This window comes from Synechococcus sp., assembly GCF_982614295.1.
Genome location: NZ_CEXBMR010000001.1, coordinates 76,637 through 96,010 on the forward strand (window position 1 = coordinate 76,637; position 19,374 = coordinate 96,010).

Sequence of the window (19,374 nt, forward strand, 5' to 3'; positions counted from 1 at the left end):
AAACGGATGGAGAACAAAATGGAGAACCCCACAGTGGGGGCTTTAATCCTTTTGCTGAATTAACCGGTTTAGGCATTGGTATTGCTTCATTAGTAATACCAATATTCTGTGTATTGGGGGACCAAATCATCCCGTTATCAACAAATGATTTATTTATTGGCGACGCATCGCCACCACTCCTTCGTATTGCAGCGCCTGAAAAACTCGGATTGGATCGCTAAATCCAGCAGCATTTAGTAAGGCGGATCGCCTGGCTTCACCGATTGGGAATACACCTTCACAATTGGGGCTCAGTTCAAGTTCCAGGCCACTGGCCAGCTGGAATTGATGTTGGGCTGCAAGGAATTGCTGCTCCATGGCGCCATTTAATCCACTACCCCCACCCATCAAATCAAGTAGCAAAAGAGGTGCTCCCGGTTGCAGTAATCGAGCTAGGGATACAAGAAATTGTAATTTTGAGCCGTCATCAGCCAGCTCCTGCAGCACTAGAACGGCAGTTGCAGCGGCAAACCGCTGCTTGCCAGGTAAGTCTTCCACTGGCCCCTGCACCCAATCCACATGATGGGCGTCGTCACCAAGCCGCTGACGCGCTGCCTCAAGCATTGCTAGGGAAGGATCCACTGCTGTGAGCTGCCAATCTTTCCTTTGCGCTCTTGCCTCAATTAACTCGTTGCCGGTGCCGCAACCAACCACCAGCACTGGGGCAGCTGCAATGGCGGCTGTAGGGAAACCACTTAGGAGCGCCACTGCAAGGCGAGCCAAGCTGCGATAGCCAGGAATTTGACGTTCCGCCTTGTCGTTTAAAGCTGGGCTTAGGGGAGGATTCTCCATATTTAAGAAGCAAAACAGAGTTTCTAAATGTTAGGCAGAGCAGGAAAGCTGGCCCTTATGGCCAAATAACAGCAGTCGGCCGGTTAAGTTGGCTTGCATCTAAACGATTTGCGCGCCGTGCCCACCATCCGATTTGAGCAAGAAGCCCAGCAGGTTGGTTGCATTGAAGGGGCAAACCTACGCAAAGCTGCTCTCGATGCTGGTATCAATCCTTATAAAGGCCTCAACAATCTGAATAATTGCGGTGGCGTGGGCCAATGCGGCACCTGTGTGATGGAAGTGGTGGAGGGCATGAACAACCTCTCGCCCCGCTCCGATGTTGAAGAGGTGTACTTGGCTGATCGTCCGGCCAGCTACCGGCTCAGCTGCCGCACCAGCGTTAACGGAGATATAACCGTTAGAACTCGCCCAGCCGACGGCGCCGGGCAAGGTTCAAACAGTTTGCTTGGTGCGCTTAAGGCTCTGTTACCAATTCTCCGTCGCTAAACTGTTCTAGTTTTTTTAACAAACCATCAACACCCGCACTATTGATACCCGATAGATAGGTAAGTTTTAGCTCTTCTAACATTTCAGCTAGAAGAGTTTGACTTTGCTCCAAAGTTGCAGACTCACCTAAGGCATTTCCCAATTCTTGCCAAAAAGCCTCACCTGCGCCTACCCATAAATCTTTTACCCGTTGATCGTCTCTACTTAATTCTGCAGCGGTACCTTTAGATAGATCTAGAAGCGCTTCTATTATTCCTGTTGCTAATTGCCGGCTAAATTCCCTTTCCGCCAATTGCACTGGTTGAAATTTTTGTAGCGGGGCAGAAAGGGGAGTCTTAACAAGGCTGCGTTGCAATCCATAAGCTAAAAGTTCCCGCCCTTGAGGAGCCAAACTTGGTAAAACCCTACCTAGCAATAAAGGAAGCCATATACGCAATAAACCTTCAAAATCTTGCTTTTCAGCATTTTGAAATCTATCTGGTGTACCCAAACGTTTTATTCGTTGTTTCCAATTCGGGGAGCGAATGAATGCCTGAATCCCCTCAACAATTTGAAGAGCGATTACTTCGATCAACTCCACAGCGAGAAGAGCAACTACCCCACGGCTCACCACCACCCGCACAGGCTCTGCATCGATTACGCCGCTACTGCGGAGGCGAGCCGCCACAGGGATCACCCGAGTTAAGCGCCAAAATGGCAACAGGAGTGGGAAATCAACCCAACGGCGAAGTATTGCATCCCGCCAAGAAAGGCCTGGGAAGCGGCGCTTTAACTGCAGCACTCGCAAAAGAATATCCAAGAAAAATACACTTTGAAACCACAAAAGATCAATGCGCCAAAACCGTTCTGTAGGCCTACCGGCTTCATCAATAGAACGCCAATAATTTGTTGCAATTAATGGCATAATCTCCTGCTGCCAAAATAAACGTTCTTGGCTCCAAGTATTCATCTTGATCCATTCAGGATTAAATAATTTGCTTGCCCCCTGAGCAGCTGATTCCAAGCCTGTGCGTTGCCGTAGACGATTTTTTATACGTTCAAGGGTGCCGGTTTTATTTGCCGCTAAAAAGGGATTTTCTGATATTAATTGATTTGTAAGCAAAAGCTGTTGCTCAAGAAGTTTTTTGCTTGCGGGGTTTGCAACACCTTTGCCAAGTAATTGCTGATCCAGTAATATCCATTTCTCAATAAAATTCTGAGTATCACGATGGGGCTCAATGCCTTTAATGGGGTCGTAAATTAATGTAAGGTCTGGTAAAAATGTGAGTGGTATCGCTAAAGAAACTCCCGGAAGGAGATATAATTGACGTTGTAACCAAAAATTACGCAAAGGCACATAACTAACATCAAAAATAACTAATAAGAGATTAATGCTGGCCCAAATCGCTACAAACTGATCCCAGCCATGCCCCAGGGGTCTGATCTGTAATTGGTTGCGCCAATTACGAGCTTTAAGCCAGCGGGGTCGCACCATTGAAATTTTTTCAATATCGCCAGGCTAGAGGTAGTAACTTGCCTTGATCTTGGTGACTACCGATGGCACTTAAACAGCTAGACGATTTTTTAAAACAGGCCCGTTTAGATCCAAACCTCACTCAGCAGCTAAGCAAGCCATTGGATCTTGAGGAATTTATAGAGCTTGCAGCTCAAGCGGGATACGATTTGAGTGAGCAGGATGTTTTGGCCGCCCAAGCAAGGCAAGAGGCATCCCTTAGCGACCAGGAGCTTCAGCAGCGGGCAGGAGAGGAAGCTCGCAAGTTGCGATCATTTATTCCTGGCTAGGGCTAGGCAATTTTGGCGTATTGCAACTGATTTCCCCTACAGGCTTCATTGAACTGCCCGCGCTCGTAGCCCACCACCCCTGCCACCACGGTGGCCACGGGCCAACCGATCAGCTCCCAACCTTCGAACGGGCTCCAGCCACAACGGCTCACCAGCTCCTCACGCAGTACAGGGCGAGAATGCTCCATGTCTACCAGCACCAGATCAGCGTCCCATCCTGGCTCCAGCACACCTTTACCTTTAATTCCATAGAGTTCCGCAGGTTTTTTGCTCATCCAACTGGAAACCTGCCCAATACTGCAGCGACCTAAAGCCACCTGGGTGAGCATTAAAGGTAATGCTGTTTCAACCCCCGGCATTCCAGAGGGGCTATGGGGATAAGGCTTAGCTTTTTCCTCAAGAGTGTGAGGGGCGTGATCAGTGGCGATGCAATCAATCACCCCATCCAGCAGGGCCTGCCAGAGCAATTCACGGTCTGCACTTGTGCGCAAAGGGGGATTCATTTGGGCATGGCTACCGATAAGTGCGTAAGCATTGCTATCTAGAAGCAGATGTTGGGGCGTTACCTCTGTACTAATCAGAGCTGTTTTGTGATGCCGCAACCATTCAGCCTCTGCTCCGGTAGTGAGATGCAACACGTGCAAGCGCCTTTTGTAGCGGTTGGAAAACTCCACAGCCCGCTTGGTAGCAAGCATTGCCGCTTCAGGGTCGTGCACTTGGGAATGCAGATCAGGGGGGCGCTCAGCAGGGTTGGGGTATTGCTTGAGAAGGGCTTCACGGCGTTGCAGCAAGCGTTCTTGATCTTCTGCATGCACTGCGATGAGGGCGTTGCCGGTGGCGAAAATTCGTTCTTGGCCATTGATATCACCACAATCAAGGCAACCTTTACCGCTACCCATAAACATTTTGATGCCGCAGGCATTGCCTGGATCCTTAAGCGCCTCAAGATTTGAGCAATCTCCGCATGCTCCAAAAAAGAAGCCGTAATGGACGCGGCTAACAGCTGCTGCCCGTGCCAGCTTCGCCTCAAGCGCTTCAGCTGAAATGGTTGGTGGAATTGTGTTTGGCATCTCTAGAAATGCCGTTACACCTCCCCGTAAACAAGCCCTGCTAGCACTAATTAGATCTTCCTTATGGGTTAAGCCAGGATCACGAAAATGAACCTGAGGATCAATAACTCCAGGAATAACGGTTAAGCCATGGGCTTCAAGCACCAAGCCATCCCAACTGGAGGGTGAAATTTCGTGGCAAGCCTTGATCAAACCAGCCTGGATTTCTAAATCAACCAATCTGAGGCTGCCATTGGCTTGCAGCACATTTCCACCGCGCACCAGCAGATTTCCTTCAGCCATAGCAAGCGTTCAGCGGCATTGCATCTAGTGTGGCTTAACGAATTTGGTTTGGCTTGAAAGATTTACTGTTGCTATTGGCGTTGGTTTTGGGCTTGAGGCAATTTTTGCTTGAAGCTCGCTATATCCCTTCAGGTTCAATGTTGCCTGGCTTGCAAGTTCACGACAGATTAATGGTAGATAAATTAACTAATCGTTTTCGCAGCCCGCAACGGGGTGAGATCATCGTTTTCAATGCGCCTCACGCATTTGATCCCGTCTTAAAAAGCACTTACCAAACCAGCCCAATTCAATGCTTTATTATTAACATACCTTTTGTAAGTGCCCTTACGGGCATACAAACACCCGCTTGCGATGCCTATATAAAAAGAGTGGTAGCGATAAGCGGGGATCGAGTGATAGTGGATCCGAAAGGTTTTGTGAAAGTTAATGGCATTGCGATTACTGAACCTTATGTAAATAATTTCTGTAGCCAAATTCCATGCAAACCGCTCCAAACAGTTGTGCCTCCTGAATCGGTATTGGTGCTCGGAGATAACCGAGCTAATAGTTGGGATGGGCGTTTATGGCCCGGCACAAATTTTGTTCCTCACGATCAAATAATTGGCAGAGCGTTATTCAGATTTTGGCCATTCAACAGTTTTGGATCTCTCTTAAGCCCGGATCCAGGCGCCAAGCCTCCGGCAACTGCAACCCCGTAGCAATTACCTGGCCAACAAGAGCTGCAGCAGGAAGAGGGCGATTAGCGGCAAAACTGCCGGGTTGATAATGAAAAGGATGGGTTGGATCGAATAACAACCAGCGGCTACATCCTGATTTAAGGGTTTCTGGTTCAATACCAAGGAAAGCGGCAGGTCCCCAACTCAAAGCTTGCCAAAGTTCAGTAACGCTCCAGCCAGCTTCGGTGATCAGAGCTTGCCAAAGGCTTGGTAAAACCGCTTGATAGCCAGCTACCCCTGGGCGGCGCTGATCAAGGGGTAGCAACTGTTCTTCAAGGTCAAGGGGGCAGTGATTCACAGCCACCGCTTGCAATAAACCGCAGCGCAATGCCTCTCGTAAAGAGCTGCGATCATTGGCGCCCCCTAAAGAAGGCTGCACCCGCCAACCTTCAGACAAAGGATGAAGCAAGGCATTGTGAGTTAACAAATGCCACCAACTCACGCTTGCCCTGGGCGCCGTTTTCGCTTGCTGCAACAAATCAATAGCCGCTGCAGTGGAGATATTCATTAATCGCAATGCAGCCACTTGAGCAGTTGTTGAAATGAGGGCCAAAACACTGGCAAGAGGCACGGTTTCACTCACATAAGGATCACCAGGCCAACCAAGCCGTAAGGCGGCAACCCCTTCCCGTACAAAACCTCCATGGCTTAATACTGGATCCCGCGGTGCCACTAAAAGGGGAGCTTGCAGGGCTTCTCCCAACAACAAAGCTCTCTCAAGTAGTGCCATAGGAAGGATTGCATTTGCTTCCGCCAAGCCAATGGCCCCAGCCTGCAATAAATCAGCATGGGGGGCAAATTGTTTTGCTTCTCCAGCAAGGCTGAGGGCTCCCCAGCAGTGCAACTGCATCGGATCTGGCCACTTTAATTGGAGTTGTTCAGGGCGATCACGCCAACAGCGCCCCTGGGGCAATAGGGCAACACTGCCGTAACCAGCAGCGGCACATTCAGTGCCAAGGCTTCCAAGTGTTTCGGCAGATCCCAATACGGGATCCTCAAGGGTGCTGTGGGGATCCACTAGCACTGGAGCCATTAACCATTGGCTTTGGGCCTGCTTTTGAAGCACCTCAGGATCGGCTTCCGCTAACACTTCCGCCTCGTGATCAAAAGCGATTAGCTGGCGATCTTTAATCAGAACAGAGCTGCATCTCAAGCTTGAATCGGGCCCCTGCAGTAACTGCAGATTGCGCAGCAGTAATTTCACAACGCGCCAGCGGCAGTGCTATCCAACACTCCACCAAGGTGACCGGTGAGATTTAAACCAGACACCACTGCTTCCCCCAGCCCATCAAGGCCGTAGTCGATCACACTCACCCCACCATTGCCCTGCTTCACCGCCCAAATATCAGCCGGAGACAAACCTAACAAATGACAAAGGATGGTTTTATTAACAGCGTCGTGGGCTACCACTAAGGCAGTTTCATTATTATTTAAACCTGCAACTATTAGTTTCCAGGTTTGCACCGATCGCTGCCATACCTGTTGAATAGATTCTCCGCTGGGCATCTCAACTGTATGGGGATCACTTTGCCAAGCAGCTAGCAGATCTGGCCAACCCGCCTTGATTTCCTCTTCTAAGCATCCCTCCCATTCTCCATGGGCTATTTCAATTAGTCCGGCACAGCTGGTAAGGGGCAAAGCTTTTGATTGGGCAGAAAGGATTGCTTCTGCTGTTTGCCTTGGCCGAGCCATGGAACTTGTGTAAGCACGATTTAATTCAAACTTTTTTAAAAACAAAGCGGCAGCCTGAGCTTGGGCTTGCCCCCTTGCATTTAGAGGAATATCGATTTGCCCCTGGAAACGACCCTCGCGATTCCAATTGGTTTCACCATGGCGCACAAGTAACAGCCTCGGTCCGCCGGAGCGCTGCGGCAGCGGATTTTCCAAATGGTTAATGGTATTAAGAGATTCGATTTGCACCAGGCCACCGGGGCGCAAATTTAAAACTGATAAAGAACAATTATTGACGCGATAGCGGTTGAAATTGCTAGCTGGAAGGCCAAGTGCAGCCAATAATAAACAACGTAAAATGCCGTTATGGGCAACAACTAAAACAGTGTGATCTAATTCGGGCGGATGCTGCTCTTGAAGCTTCTGCCAAAAGAGCAAAGCTTGGCTATGGAGTTCTTGAACAGGAAAATAAGAATTGCCATCTGGCTGCTGCAGTTGAAATTGGTGAGGAGCTTCCTTCCACTGTTGATAAGCAAGTGGATGCATTTCAGCAACCTGCTCGCGGGTTAAGCCAAACCAAGGGCTGAGATTTATTTCTAGTAAAAGTTCACTGCTGGTAATTGCATTGTTGCCGCCATGGGCTCCCAACAACAATTGGGCTGTGCGTTGGGCCCGTTGCAATGGTGAACACCAAACTGCGTCAAACTCAAGTTCATGCAGGGCAGCACCCAACAGGCGAGCTTGCTGTTCCCCTGCCTCACTAAGCACCGAAGCATCTTCACGCCCCTGAATGCGGCCTTCAATATTGAAGCTGCTCAGGCCGTGGCGTACCAGTAAAATCCTTGTTGCCACAGCGTTCTTTAGGATCTAAACAACATCGTAGAACGCACCGTTGCCAGTTAGCCATCAGCACAAGAGCACAGCCCTTGCTATCACACTGTTGGCTTGGCTTAGCCTGGCGCTGGCGGGCTTAATTTGGGGCCTTTCCTTACTTGATAGTTTGGATCGCCCCGGGGTGGGTAACGCTTTAGAGCAAAGGCAGCTGGAGCTAAACCTTTTAGCAAAACAAGGCGCGCAATTACCGATCGTTCAGCAATTAATTGAAAAAAATTCCGAACAATTGTTGCTTGAGGCAATACAAAAAAGCAGCGATTCTGGCAGCCCTAAAGGTTTGCTTGAGCAGGGTTTAATAGAGCAGAGATTAGGTAGAAAAAACGCTGCTAGGTCTCATTTTCAAGCTGTTCAAAACACCGGCAACCCTCAACAACAAAGCCTGGCAACTGCATTACTGGATCAGAATGCAGTTGCTGATTTAGCTAATAAGAAATTACCTATCCCACCTTTACCAGAACGTCCTATCTATCGGCTGTTGAGCTGCGAAGCACTTGGTTTGCCCTCAAATCTATGCGTGGCGCCAACAGTAATTAATCAGGCCAAAACCCGTTTAATGCTTGTAAGTCTTTTGCCGTTAGCGGGGGTAATTACTGGAGTGCTGTTGCTCGGTAGATTGCTGTGGCAAATATGGCGTAATCGGCTGGGGCAGGCCCCTGAATTAAGCGGACCTCAACTAACGCTCCTGGAAACACTTTTTATTGTTGCTGGCGGCTTCGTAGTGCTTGGCGAAGCTGTAGTTCCCCTGCTGGCACTACCTTTGGTTTCAAAAGCTATCGAATTATTGCCACTGGAACCAGCAGCCCGTGGTGGTGCATTAGTTATGGGTTTATATAGTTTTACGGCTGCTCCAGCCTTACTTTTAATTTGGGGTTTTAAAGCTTTCAACCTGCAATGGCGCCCCAGCTGGATCGCTCTATCGGAAGGAATAAAAGGTTTATTAATGGCGTTGCCACTGGTGGCCTTAGTGGGCTGGCTAGTTGAGAAATTTTGGCCCCAGGCCGGGGGAAGCAACCCTTTACTGGAACAGGTTTTAGATGGACGCAATGGCACAGCCCTAGCGCTGCTTGCTTTTACCGCCGTGGTACTAGCTCCACTGTTTGAAGAAATACTTTTTCGCGGGGTTTTAATGCCAGTGGTTGGCAGCTACTGGGGCAATTTTGCCGGGGTTGCAATCAGTGCTTTGGTGTTTGCGCTAGCTCACCTGAGCCTTAGCGAAGCGGCTCCACTAACAGTGCTTGGGCTCAGCCTGGGCTGGGTGCGGCTGCGCAGCGGCAGTTTATTTAGTTGTGTTGTGATGCATGGTTTATGGAACAGCCTTACCTTTTTCAACTTAATTATGTTGGGGAGCTAACTAAATAATGAAAACTTTCCTGAGGCCCCTTGCCACCACCTGGATTTGATGGTTCACTGGCGGAACAAGTGCGCGCTCCATAAATAGTGGCTGCATCGTTATCCACTCGTCATATTCAAGCTAGGCCGCAAGACCAGGAACTTGATTTACGTAGGGCTAAAGTGGCTCAACGAAAGGCCCAACGGCAGAAACGCAATCTTGAATTACTTCAAGGTTCGTTGTCGGCAAAACGGGTAGAACGGCAGGCGCCTTGGCTAGCCGGCCTGCATCGCGTTGCTGATGGAGGTTTAATTGCTACAGGAGTTGCAGCTGTTGTTTTTACAGGATTAACACTGCACTGGCAAAACCGTTGGGGCAATGATTTCCGTGATCTCAACTCGGCTCAAGAACTGCAACATCGAGTTCTGGAAACCACCTCATCTCTTGAACAATTTCATCTTTTAAAGGCGCAACAGCCCGGCGCGTTGGTAGCTACCCGCAGCGAAGATCTTGTGTTTATCCCCCAACCTCCGTCGGCGCGAGAAGCCGTAGATCAAATACATCGCCCTTTGAGTTTTTCTGTAATTGCCAGTGGTTACTAAAACTCTTCCCCGCAAATCTGCTGGTAACAGGCATAGGGTGTTGCATCTAAACCCTGTGCCAACAGCGCGTTTAATAGCTGTTGCTTCTCTTTTATTAATAGGTTTAGGGGGATTAGCCATCAGGTTGGGATGGTTGCAAGTAAGGGAGGGGCAAAAACTTGAGGCAAAGGCGCGCCAGGTTCAAACAGAAAAACTTGATCCGTTGGGTAGGCGCCGCAGCATCGTTGATCGTGAAGGTCGCCTTATAGCCATCGACGAGGAACGGGTAACTGTTTGGGCCCATCCCCGCTATTTTCATTTTCCAGGTGATGATCCAGGCCAACGCCGCAGCACAAAGGAGGTTGCTACTCGCCTCGCCCCGCTGCTGGGCCTGGATCCCGATCTGTTGGTGGCCCGAATGGGCAAACAACGTTCAGGTGTAAAACTTGCCACAAATCTGGAACCATCAATTAGCTCGAGGCTTAAAGCGCTTCGCATTGATGGGATCGATTTTGAGCACGGTCCGCAACGCATTTACCCCCAAGGGCCTTTATTTGCCAATGTGGTGGGTTTCTTAAACCTTGAACGCATACCCCAAGCTGGCCTTGAGCAAAGTCTTGAAAGAGATCTGCGCAGTCAAGAAAGCAGCATTGGTATCCGCCGAGGTGGTGATGGCACGCCTCTGCCGGATGGATTAAGAGCCGGCAGCATGTTTCGGGACGATTTAAAACTGCAACTTACCCTTGATACCCGTTTGCAACGAGTAGCTCAGATGGAGCTGGCGCGGCAGGTAAAAAAATGGAGCGCCAAACGCGGAGTTGCCATGGTGATGGATGCCAGGAATGGAGAATTATTAGCACTCACATCAGTGCCCACCTACGACCCAAACCAATTTTGGCGACATAAGCCTGGCTTATTTCGAGAGTGGTCGGTGCAGGATATCTACGAGCCCGGTTCAACTTTTAAACCAATAAATATAGCGATTGGATTGCAGGAAAAAGTGTTAAACGCGAGTACACGAATAAATGACACGGGATCTCTACAAATTGGCGGCTGGCCAATATTTAATAACGATAAATCGGTATATGGTTTGATTGATCTACCCACCACATTGCAGGTTTCAAGCAATGTGGCAATGGTGAAGGCAATGCAAAAACTGAAGCCAGCGATTTATTGGCAGTGGCTGGATCGCATTGGTATTGGTTCAGCGCCAGACACCGACCTGCCAGGAGCAGTGAGTGGTCAGCTCAAATCACGTTCCACCTTTATTGAAAATCCAATAGAAACTGCCACTGCAGCATTTGGCCAAGGCTTGGCTTTAACCCCCCTAAAAGTATTGCAGCTCCATGGAATGTTGGTGAATGGAGGCAAATTGGTGAGTCCTCACATAACCCGTGGCTTGCGTAGTGGCGATAATTTGGCTGCTGCTGGCCCTGCAAATGGCCTGCAAATGCTCGATCCAGCTGTATGTGCTCTTGTGTTGAATTGGCTTGAAACCGTTGTGGAGAAAGGGAGCGGAAAAGCAACCCAGGTGCCTGGCTATCGCATTGGAGGCAAAACCGGCACAGCCCAGAAAGCAGCCAATGGCGTTTATATCTCTGGAGCACGAATAACCAGTTTTGTGGCCCACCTGCCGATTAACGATCCTCGCTACGTGGTGTTGGTGGTAGTTGATGAACCGCAGGGGGGAAATGCCTATGGTTCAACTGTTGCAGCACCAGTTGCGAAAAGCATTATTGAAGCCTTGCTTGTAATTGAGCAAATTCCCCCTAACAAACCCAGAATTTCAAATAAAACCTTAAGCAAGGCTTGAACCGCAATTAAAAAGCGCAGCTACGGTAAAACCAATCGCACCAATACCTTGGCGACCTTGCTCGAGCAGCTTTCAGGCATGACTGTGGTGGTAGCCGACACCGGCGATCTCCAAGCAATACAACAATTCACCCCAAGAGATGCCACCACAAATCCATCCTTAATTTTGGCGGCAGCACAAATTCCTGCCTATCAGCACCTAATAGACGACACATTGAGGGCATCCCGCAGCCTGATCGGAGCAAATGCCCCTGCTGAAGAGGTTGTTGGTGAAGCCCTAGATGAAATCTGCGTGAGTTTTGGTAAGGAAATCCTTAAAATTGTTCCTGGCCGGGTTTCAACCGAGGTTGACGCTCGCCTCAGCTTTAACACCGAAGCAACAATTGCAAAAGCACACAAGTTGATCGGTTTATACAATGACGCTGGCATCACTAATGATCGAGTACTGATAAAAATTGCCTCTACATGGGAAGGGATCAAAGCAGCTGAATCCCTAGAGAAAGAAGGAATTCACTGCAACCTAACGCTCCTATTCGGCTTTGCTCAGGCCGTTGCTTGCGCGGAGGCAGGAATCACATTGATATCTCCTTTTGTTGGAAGAATTCTCGATTGGTACAAGAAAGATTCAGGCCGCGACAGCTATCCAGGCCCTGAGGATCCAGGTGTGATCTCAGTAACTAAAATATTCAATTATTTTAAAACCTATGGTTACAAAACAGAAGTGATGGGAGCTAGCTTCCGCAATTTAGATGAAATCATTGAATTAGCAGGTTGTGATCTACTTACAATTTCTCCAAAACTACTAGACCAATTACGCAACACTGAGGCTGAATTGAGCCGCAAACTAAATCCATCGGCTCCGGGTGCCACCATTGAAAAGTTCAGCATTGATGCCAATAATTTCAGCGAAATGATGCAGGAAGATCGCATGGCCCATGAAAAATTACATGAAGGAATTCAAGGCTTTAGCAAAGCAATTGATACCCTGGAAGCACAATTAGCCCATCGCTTGGCTGTACTTGAAGGCGGTGCTGCCTTTGCCCATGCTGCCCAAGAAATCTTTTTACTTAACGACCTTGATGGAGATGGTTGTATTACTCGAGAAGAATGGCTTGGTAGCGATGCGGTGTTTGATGCTCTTGATATTGATCACGACGGTCGCTTAATGCCAGAGGATGTAAGGGGCGGCCTAGGGGCGGCCCTTGCCACAAGCCGCTAATCGCAATGGTGCAAGCAAGGCAACACGATTTGCCTGCAGCGGATTGAAATTATCGTCGCTGGCAAGCAACAGGGTGGGACGGCCATCGCCTAGGCGTGGCCCTTCTCCCATAGCTTCCCAGTTGTCTGGCATTAAACCCAAGCCGATTAGATCCCAATGGGCAATCGGTTTCAGCGCTGCTTGTTTTGTTTCGGTTAATGGCACAGATGGGAAAAGTTCTAGCCGCGCCCACCATTTCTGCGGTTCTTGATATCCACGCCAAAGGGCAAGGAAACCACCATTTTTCAGAGCGATTAGATCCGTTAAGCCCCAATGAGCCTCCGCGCCAGCCTCGGGTTGGTAGCTAAGCGGTGTGCCGATGGGCCTGAATTCAACTTTGATTTTCTTTGCGGGCGTTGAAATTATTTGCGCCAACAGCAATCGCAATTCAGAGCTGGGATCTTGGCGAAGGGGACGCTCTGCCGCCAACAACAGCTGTTGGCCCGGCAAAGCCAACAACGCTTCCGGACCTTGATTTGGCAGCAAACCACTTTCAGCAGCCGGCTGCCATTGATCCGGCAGAGGAAATCTCTGAATTAAACCAAAACTAAAAGCTGCTGTTTTATCTAATTGCAGCAATTCAGCAGGTTGTGTTTCGCTGTTACGGGCTTCACTCGCCATCCACCAATAACCTGCAGATTGAACTATCGCCTCCCCATCAAAGGGTGTTGATGGAAGCCCTTGAATTGGTTCTGGCTCCCCCAATTTCCAGCGAGGATTCAAAAGGGATCCACGCCATTCAGCCGCGAGCGTGAAGCTGCGTTGAGCATCACTAAGTAAAAGAAGTTGGGGAAACTTATTTTTAATTTTAGCCATAGATTTATTTTCAAATTTAGTGAGAAGTTGTAGAGCAGAAAATCCACCGATCGGCTCCCCTTTAGCGGATAGCTTTGGCAATTCTTCTTGCCAAAGCAATTGCCATCCAGCGGATAATGGGCAAGGCAGCAACGCGGTATCTATCATTTCAAACCCAGCATGCTGCCACCAAGGCGACGAATTACCCGTTGGGCAATATCGCCATAACCCATCTCACCGCTAAGAATTTGAGCAATTCTTTGGGGAGCTGTGGGTCGTTTAATACCAAGTTGATAGCCAACTTTTGGAAATCGATAGAACACCTGGCCAATGCGCCGCCCCCATTGCATCGATTCGCCCCATTCAGCCCGCATTGTTGCTGTGTAATTAGCTAAAGCAGCGAGATCTCCCCCCAACCAACGGTGCAGGGCCTCGGCAGAGCGCACGCCTGAGAGCAAAGCTGGACGCAATCCCTCTGCGAGGAAAGGATCCGCAAGCGAAGCGGCATCTCCAACAGCAACTACACCATGCCCATGTAGGGGATGATGGCCATTCCAAACCCTTAGAGGCCAGGGGCGTCGCACGCCAGCATCGGCCTCAAAACCAAGTGCTGGCAATAATTTATTCAAAACTTTATCGTAATTAGTTGCATCATTTTTGGATGAATCACCCAAAAAAGTTCCTACGCCAATGCTGTAACCACCCTCTCTTGGAAAACACCAGCAAAAACCATGTTTAACAAGGCCAAATTCAAATCGAGCCGTTGATTCATCGAGCACTGGCCCCTCCAACTCCACAGCTAAAGCAGAGGCAAGTTTTGGTTTGGGATCACCTAAGCCCAGCTCTCGTGTGAGATCTCCTTTTGAGCCATGGGCTAAAACAAGGGCGCGGCAACAAAGATATTGGTCGCCGCCAGAAGCTCTCAATTGCAAACGCCATCCATTGGAATCGCGTTCAATCGCTTTTACACCAAAACCAAACAAACATTCAGCCCCATGGCTTTGGGCTTGCTCTAGGAGGAAAACATCTAGCTTTTTTCTTCTCACGATCCAAAAAGGGGATTCCCCTGGAAGTGGCGCTAGCACAGGATCATCCAGACACCAAGTGAAGCGCACTTGATCGATTACTCGATCCACCACCGGAGCAAGATCACAGGGAAACCAGCTTTGAACTGAGGCTGCCATTCCCCCTCCGCAAGGTTTTGCTTGGGGCCAGGGGCCAGGTTCAATTACCGCTACTGAATGTCCTAAACGGGCGAGGTGGTACGCGGCTGAGCTACCGGCGGCACCGGCGCCAATAACAGCCACATCCAGCCTGGAAGCACTCACACTTTCAAGATATCAACTTCTTTATCTGCTAATAATTTCTCGAGCTCAATTATAGATTTATCAGTAATTTTTTGTACTTTTTCTTGTTGATCATGGCTAAGATCTACCGACAATTCACCATCCTTTTCCTGCTTTTTTATTTGATCAATAGCATCGCGCCTGATATTACGTAAAGCAACCTTCCCCTCCTCTGCATATTTAGCTAGTAACTTACAAAACTCTTTGCGACGCTCGGTGGTTAAAGGTGGAATATTGATTCTTATTACCTTGCCATCATTATTAGTTGTTAGCCCTAAATCACTATTTGAGATTGATTTTTCGATCAGAGCCATCGCGCCACTATCAAACGGCTGAATCTGGATGGTTTGTGAATCTGGCGTAGAGATAGTTGCCAAAGATTTGAGAGGTGTTTCAGCTCCGTAATATTCAACAATGATTTTGTCTAACAGTGATGGATTCGCCCTACCTGTTCGAATTGTATTGAAAGTCCGTTGGGTTGAATCCAACGCTTTACGCATGCTTACTTCAAGGTCCATGGGATGCCAGCTATCGAAAGTGTTTAGAGATTAGGCCGAAGGGGTGATCCTGGTGCCGATTGCTTCACCGGCAACGGCACGGGAAATGTTGCCAGCACCAAATAAATCAAACACCACTATTGGAATTGAATTGTCTTTACAAAGTGCAATAGCTGTGGAATCCATTACACCTAGCTCGCCTGCCAACACATCTTGAAAAGTGAGGCTTTCATATCGCACAGCATCGGGATATTTCACTGGATCACGGTCGTAAACCCCATCCACTTTGGTGGCTTTAAGCACCACATTTGCACTGATCTCAGCTGCTCTTAGGGCTGCTGTGGTGTCTGTTGTGAAAAAGGGGTTGCCGCAACCGGCCCCAAAGATCACCACCCTTCCCTTTTCAAGATGACGAATTGCCTTGCGACGGATATACGGCTCTGCCACCTCCTGCATTGCTATAGCGCTTTGCACCCTGGTGGGAATGCCAGCACGCTCGAGCCCATCCTGCAATGTGATCGCATTCATCACCGTGGCGAGCATGCCCACGTAGTCGGCAGTGGCCCGATCCATGCCAGCAGCAGAACCCTTGAGGCCGCGGAAAATGTTGCCACCTCCCACCACAATTGCTAGCTCGGTGCCGCTTGCCACAACAGCAGCTACATCACAAGCAATCGCACTCACAATGGCTGGATCGATGCCGTACCCCTGAGACCCCATCAAGGCCTCACCACTGAGCTTGAGCAGAACCCTTTTGTAAGCCATCAATTACCTCTATCCGGCGAACAGTAGCAACCGCCCTAAAAAAAATTTGCTATTTAGTATCAAGCTGAAGCAACTTAAAAAAGAATTAAATTAGTTGGGTTATCAAAATTCAATTCCTTGCTGAGCTTTAACCCCTTGCTCTCGAAAAGGATGTTTAACCATCGTCATCTCAGTAACCAAATCAGCCCGTTCGATTAATCCGGGGGGAGCGCCCCTACCTGTTAACACCACATGGGTGCCAGCTGGCCGCTCAGCAATGCCTTCAAGAACCCACTCGAGAGGCAAGTAACCAAGCTTCATGGCCACATTTACCTCATCTAGCAAAACAAGCTGCATCTCTGGATCACGCAAATGCAGCAAAGACTGCTGCCACGCCGCTTCCACCAGCTCTTGATCTCGGGCGCGATCTTGGGTTTCCCAAGTAAAACCCTCACCTAAGGCATGCCAGCTGATTAAGTCGTTAAAGCGACGCAAGGCAAGAGCTTCACCTGGTTCCCAGGCGCCTTTTATGTATTGCACCACCGCCACCTTTTTGCCATGACCAAGGGTGCGAAGCACCATGCCAAGGGCTGCTGTGGTTTTGCCTTTGCCGAGACCGGTGTGTACTAGCACCAAACCTTTTTCTAGGTTTCGCTCCCCTACCCGCTGATCTTGCACCTGTTTGCGGCGTTCCATCCGCAAACGATGGGATTCCAGTTCCGCGTTAGCAGCTACAGGGTTTAGTTCACTCATGATTTCATTATTCAGGGGTGCAAAGCAATCGTTGCAGGGTGCCACCAGCCAGCAGATCTTTGCGTTCCACCTGCCAGCCGCGCTTTTTTAATTCCTGCTCCAAAGAAAGCGCCAGAAAATCAATTGCTGTTTCTGTTTCAAACATTGCGCAAAACAGATTTTGTAAAGGAGCCAGGCCTGCACCCGCCGGGTGTAGATCCACAATCACAAGCCACCCCCCAGGCAGCAGAAGGGTTTTAGCTGCTTCCAGCAAACACCAACGCTCCTCTGCTGGAAACTCATGGAGCGCCAAGCTGAGTTGGATGGCAGCAAAAGTTGATGCTTCTAATGGAGGCTTTTCGGCTAGCCCTTGCACCAACTTCAATGCTGGATAACGCTTAGCGGCAAGTTCAAGGGCCCTAGCTGATATATCCAACCCCGAAACATCAAATCCAGCAGCCATTAATGGCGCCGCCGCATCACCGCTGCCGCAACAAAGATCAAGCACGGCAGATCCCGGGGGTAAGCGATCAATCAATACCTCCGCCCCGAGAGATCGCAACCGCTGAACTCCACCTACGGCAACAGAAGAAACGGCTGTAACGCTGTCGTAGATCCAGCGATAGCGATAGGCCAACTGCCTGAGCGGACGGGATGTCATGCGCTGCGCCGCGCCAAGGCAGCATCCACCGCCATCTGTTGATCACGCCGTGTGATCCAGTGGTGATAAGTGCGGGTGTGGATTGCCACGGAGTGCCCCATCATGCGGGCTGCCACCGTATCGGGCAAACCCACATGAATGGTGCGCAAGGCCCAGGCATGGCGGAGGTCGTATGGGGTGAAGGGAAGCTGATAACGGCGAAATTGCTCAGCCACCCTTCTACCCACCTGCTGCAGGGTGGTGCGGCGAAGGTCTGTGGCAACAAGCGGTAACAAGCTGGAATCAGTTGCAAGCTGGCGCAAATTGAAATGTTCTACCCAATTCGGCTGAAAAGGCCACACCTGATGTTCGCCGGTTTTGGTGGTGGGAAGCACCCTCACAACAGCGGCAGGATCCTGATCAAAACCTGAAAAATCGCAAAAAAACAACTCGTGATTTCGCAACCCGTAGGTGGCCATCAAGCCGTAGGCCAGGCGCCAACGGGGATTTGGAATCAACTCAAAGCCTTTAAGGATTTGGGCATCACTGGGTAATTCACGAAACTGGGCCTGATGCAGGCCATAGCCTGCGGCCCTTTCCGACCAATCTGGCGGCAAGCTGACCCCTTCCTCTCGAGCCAACACCGCAAGCACCGTGCCGCATTGCTGCCGGGCTCTGCTTGCTAATGGATAGGTTTCCAATACCCGCTCTAGCAACTTTGCAGAGAGTTTTTCTTTTAAAGGTGTTTTGGAAATTTCCTCAAAAATGGTTTTTAAACGGTTGAGGTAGGGGCGATAGGCGGCTGTCCAAGTTGTGCGTGCACCAGCGGGATTACGGCGACGGCGGGGGTCATTAAAAAACCATTCTTCAAAGCGTTGCAGCTGAGAATGCAGAGAAGAATTGTCAACATCTATAGAACTTGAGGGCCACTGAAAAAGACCTTGATTTACCTCCATCTGCACCTGATGCAGTTGTTTTAGAGCCAATACCAAACCAGCCTGATTTGCGCTTAAGCCAGTGCTTAAGCGCTGCACCCGCAACCCCTCTGCGCCACTGCGTTGGGGTAATGGCCCGCGAAGACAAAGCAACTGCCCCCGCTGTTCAAGCCGTAAACGAATACCTGTGCAACGCAAGGCACTGTTGCTTTGGGCAAGTGTTGCTGCAAAGGGAACACCCATAGCAATAGCGGTTAAGCTCGAGGCAGTTTGAAAGAAATGAGCATGGGCCGGGTCGGCATTGTGCTCCTGAACCTTGGGGGCCCAGAGCGTATCCAAGATGTAGGGCCTTTTCTATACAACTTATTTGCGGATCCTGAAATTATTCGGTTGCCGCTTCCAGTGCTTCAAAAGCCACTTGCTTGGTTGATAAGCAGCTTGCGCAGCGGTAAGTCTCAGGAGGCCTACCGCTCTATTGGAGGGGGTTCCCCTTTGCGGCGCATCACAGATCACCAGGCCAGGGAATTACAAAGCCTGCTGCGCCAGAGGGGCATGGAGGCAACCACCTACGTGGCGATGCGTTATTGGCACCCATTTACAGAATCGGCCGTTGCCGACATGAAAGCAGATGAAATTGATCAAGTGGTGGTTTTGCCTCTTTACCCCCATTTTTCAATTAGCACAAGCGGTTCCAGTTTTCGGGAATTACAGCGGCTGCAACAGGCAGATGCCGATTTTGCCCAATTACCGCTGCGGGCAATTCGCAGTTGGTACGACCACCCTGGCTACCTCAAAGCGATGGTGCAATTAATAATTAAAGAATTAGACGCCTGCATAGATCCAGCCACAGCCCATGTGTTTTTTAGTGCCCATGGAGTTCCTAAAAGTTATGTAGAAGAAGCGGGTGATCCATATCAAAGCGAGATCCAAAATTGTGCGCGGCTGATAATGGAAACCCTTAATCGCAACAAC

Annotated in this window: 20 protein-coding genes; 8 read left to right on the top strand and 12 right to left on the bottom strand. The window is 49.6% G+C overall.

Features of this window, described 5'->3' with window-relative positions; all coding sequences use genetic code 11:
- Positions 1-153: 153 nt before the first annotated feature.
- Positions 154-831, bottom strand: a complete 678-nt coding sequence (locus AC2JC8_RS00355; RefSeq protein WP_484400070.1) for a class I SAM-dependent methyltransferase — start codon at positions 829-831, stop codon at positions 154-156.
- A 117-nt stretch (positions 832-948) separates the two neighbouring features.
- Between AC2JC8_RS00355 and AC2JC8_RS00360 the strand changes: the two genes are divergently transcribed.
- Positions 949-1,317: a 2Fe-2S iron-sulfur cluster-binding protein gene (locus AC2JC8_RS00360; RefSeq protein ID WP_255132324.1), complete on the top strand. Its 369-nt coding sequence runs from the start codon at positions 949-951 to the stop codon at positions 1,315-1,317.
- On the opposite strand, the gene AC2JC8_RS00365 is transcribed toward AC2JC8_RS00360, so the two are convergent.
- Positions 1,286-2,791: a hypothetical protein gene (locus tag AC2JC8_RS00365; protein ID WP_484400072.1), complete on the bottom strand. Its 1,506-nt coding sequence runs from the start codon at positions 2,789-2,791 to the stop codon at positions 1,286-1,288. The two genes, AC2JC8_RS00360 and AC2JC8_RS00365, sit on opposite strands and share 32 nt — an antisense overlap.
- A gap of 62 nt (positions 2,792-2,853) precedes the next feature.
- Here AC2JC8_RS00365 and AC2JC8_RS00370 point away from each other — a divergent pair, with 62 nt between their 5' ends.
- A complete protein-coding gene (locus AC2JC8_RS00370) occupies positions 2,854-3,099 on the top strand; it encodes a Nif11-like leader peptide family RiPP precursor (RefSeq protein WP_484400073.1) in 246 nt (81 codons plus the stop codon).
- Positions 3,100-3,101: 2 nt separating this feature from the next.
- On the opposite strand, the gene AC2JC8_RS00375 is transcribed toward AC2JC8_RS00370, so the two are convergent.
- The gene (locus AC2JC8_RS00375; RefSeq protein ID WP_484400074.1) at positions 3,102-4,451 is read right to left on the bottom strand and encodes a dihydroorotase; all 1,350 of its coding nucleotides are present in this window, start codon (positions 4,449-4,451) and stop codon (positions 3,102-3,104) included.
- A gap of 53 nt (positions 4,452-4,504) precedes the next feature.
- Here AC2JC8_RS00375 and lepB point away from each other — a divergent pair, with 53 nt between their 5' ends.
- Positions 4,505-5,149: a signal peptidase I gene (gene lepB, locus AC2JC8_RS00380; protein WP_484400075.1), complete on the top strand. Its 645-nt coding sequence runs from the start codon at positions 4,505-4,507 to the stop codon at positions 5,147-5,149.
- On the opposite strand, the gene AC2JC8_RS00385 is transcribed toward lepB, so the two are convergent.
- Together AC2JC8_RS00385 and AC2JC8_RS00390 are read right to left on the bottom strand one after the other, a co-directional pair.
- Positions 5,082-6,371, bottom strand: coding sequence for an amidohydrolase family protein (locus AC2JC8_RS00385; protein ID WP_484400076.1), 1,290 nt, complete (start codon positions 6,369-6,371; stop codon positions 5,082-5,084). The genes lepB and AC2JC8_RS00385 overlap by 68 nt on opposite strands.
- Positions 6,368-7,690, bottom strand: coding sequence for a histidine phosphatase family protein (locus AC2JC8_RS00390; protein ID WP_484400078.1), 1,323 nt, complete (start codon positions 7,688-7,690; stop codon positions 6,368-6,370). The genes AC2JC8_RS00385 and AC2JC8_RS00390 overlap by 4 nt, the downstream gene beginning before the upstream one ends.
- A gap of 88 nt (positions 7,691-7,778) precedes the next feature.
- Here AC2JC8_RS00390 and AC2JC8_RS00395 point away from each other — a divergent pair, with 88 nt between their 5' ends.
- From AC2JC8_RS00395 to AC2JC8_RS00410, 4 genes are all read left to right on the top strand, one after another.
- Positions 7,779-9,083, top strand: coding sequence for a lysostaphin resistance A-like protein (locus AC2JC8_RS00395; protein WP_484594019.1), 1,305 nt, complete (start codon positions 7,779-7,781; stop codon positions 9,081-9,083).
- 86 nt (positions 9,084-9,169) lie between these two features.
- Positions 9,170-9,664, top strand: coding sequence for a hypothetical protein (locus AC2JC8_RS00400; RefSeq protein ID WP_484400080.1), 495 nt, complete (start codon positions 9,170-9,172; stop codon positions 9,662-9,664).
- Positions 9,648-11,456, top strand: a complete 1,809-nt coding sequence (locus AC2JC8_RS00405) for a peptidoglycan D,D-transpeptidase FtsI family protein (RefSeq protein ID WP_484400081.1) — start codon at positions 9,648-9,650, stop codon at positions 11,454-11,456. Before AC2JC8_RS00400 ends, AC2JC8_RS00405 begins: the two co-directional genes overlap by 17 nt.
- Positions 11,457-11,504: 48 nt before the next feature.
- Positions 11,505-12,674 (top strand): transaldolase, encoded by a 1,170-nt coding sequence (locus AC2JC8_RS00410; protein ID WP_484400083.1) that lies wholly within the window; start codon positions 11,505-11,507, stop codon positions 12,672-12,674.
- Here AC2JC8_RS00410 and AC2JC8_RS00415 read toward each other — a convergent pair.
- From AC2JC8_RS00415 to AC2JC8_RS00445, 7 genes are all read right to left on the bottom strand, one after another.
- Complete coding sequence (locus AC2JC8_RS00415; RefSeq protein ID WP_484400084.1) at positions 12,645-13,676, bottom strand: esterase-like activity of phytase family protein; 1,032 nt, start codon at positions 13,674-13,676, stop codon at positions 12,645-12,647. The two genes, AC2JC8_RS00410 and AC2JC8_RS00415, sit on opposite strands and share 30 nt — an antisense overlap.
- Positions 13,673-14,836 carry an NAD(P)/FAD-dependent oxidoreductase gene (locus tag AC2JC8_RS00420; RefSeq protein ID WP_484400085.1) on the bottom strand — a complete coding sequence of 388 codons (1,164 nt, stop codon included), beginning with the start codon at positions 14,834-14,836 and terminating at the stop codon, positions 13,673-13,675. Before AC2JC8_RS00420 ends, AC2JC8_RS00415 begins: the two co-directional genes overlap by 4 nt.
- A complete protein-coding gene (gene frr, locus AC2JC8_RS00425) occupies positions 14,833-15,372 on the bottom strand; it encodes a ribosome recycling factor (RefSeq protein WP_484400086.1) in 540 nt (179 codons plus the stop codon). Before frr ends, AC2JC8_RS00420 begins: the two co-directional genes overlap by 4 nt.
- A gap of 30 nt (positions 15,373-15,402) precedes the next feature.
- Positions 15,403-16,116: a UMP kinase gene (pyrH, locus tag AC2JC8_RS00430; RefSeq protein ID WP_484400087.1), complete on the bottom strand. Its 714-nt coding sequence runs from the start codon at positions 16,114-16,116 to the stop codon at positions 15,403-15,405.
- 102 nt (positions 16,117-16,218) lie between these two features.
- Complete coding sequence (cobO, locus tag AC2JC8_RS00435; protein WP_484400122.1) at positions 16,219-16,848, bottom strand: cob(I)yrinic acid a,c-diamide adenosyltransferase; 630 nt, start codon at positions 16,846-16,848, stop codon at positions 16,219-16,221.
- 7 nt (positions 16,849-16,855) lie between these two features.
- Positions 16,856-17,488 (bottom strand): class I SAM-dependent methyltransferase, encoded by a 633-nt coding sequence (locus AC2JC8_RS00440; RefSeq protein ID WP_484400089.1) that lies wholly within the window; start codon positions 17,486-17,488, stop codon positions 16,856-16,858.
- The gene (locus tag AC2JC8_RS00445; protein ID WP_484400090.1) at positions 17,485-18,645 is read right to left on the bottom strand and encodes a site-specific integrase; all 1,161 of its coding nucleotides are present in this window, start codon (positions 18,643-18,645) and stop codon (positions 17,485-17,487) included. The genes AC2JC8_RS00440 and AC2JC8_RS00445 overlap by 4 nt, the downstream gene beginning before the upstream one ends.
- 42 nt (positions 18,646-18,687) lie before the next feature.
- On the opposite strand from AC2JC8_RS00445, the gene hemH reads away from it, so the two are divergent.
- Positions 18,688-19,374, top strand: a 687-nt coding sequence (hemH, locus tag AC2JC8_RS00450; RefSeq protein WP_484594022.1) for a ferrochelatase, incomplete at its 3' end; no start/stop codon positions are given.

Coding starts and splice junctions, on each gene's coding strand:
- AC2JC8_RS00355 (WP_484400070.1), bottom strand. CDS start 831: ATGGAGAATCCTCCCCTAAGCCCAGCTTTAAACGACAAGGCGGAACGT.
- AC2JC8_RS00365 (WP_484400072.1), bottom strand. CDS start 2,791: ATGGTGCGACCCCGCTGGCTTAAAGCTCGTAATTGGCGCAACCAATTA.
- AC2JC8_RS00370 (WP_484400073.1), top strand. CDS start 2,854: ATGGCACTTAAACAGCTAGACGATTTTTTAAAACAGGCCCGTTTAGAT.
- AC2JC8_RS00375 (WP_484400074.1), bottom strand. CDS start 4,451: ATGGCTGAAGGAAATCTGCTGGTGCGCGGTGGAAATGTGCTGCAAGCC.
- AC2JC8_RS00415 (WP_484400084.1), bottom strand. CDS start 13,676: ATGATAGATACCGCGTTGCTGCCTTGCCCATTATCCGCTGGATGGCAA.
- frr (WP_484400086.1), bottom strand. CDS start 15,372: ATGGACCTTGAAGTAAGCATGCGTAAAGCGTTGGATTCAACCCAACGG.
- pyrH (WP_484400087.1), bottom strand. CDS start 16,116: ATGGCTTACAAAAGGGTTCTGCTCAAGCTCAGTGGTGAGGCCTTGATG.
- cobO (WP_484400122.1), bottom strand. CDS start 16,848: ATGAGTGAACTAAACCCTGTAGCTGCTAACGCGGAACTGGAATCCCAT.
- AC2JC8_RS00440 (WP_484400089.1), bottom strand. CDS start 17,488: ATGACATCCCGTCCGCTCAGGCAGTTGGCCTATCGCTATCGCTGGATC.
- AC2JC8_RS00445 (WP_484400090.1), bottom strand. CDS start 18,645: ATGGGTGTTCCCTTTGCAGCAACACTTGCCCAAAGCAACAGTGCCTTG.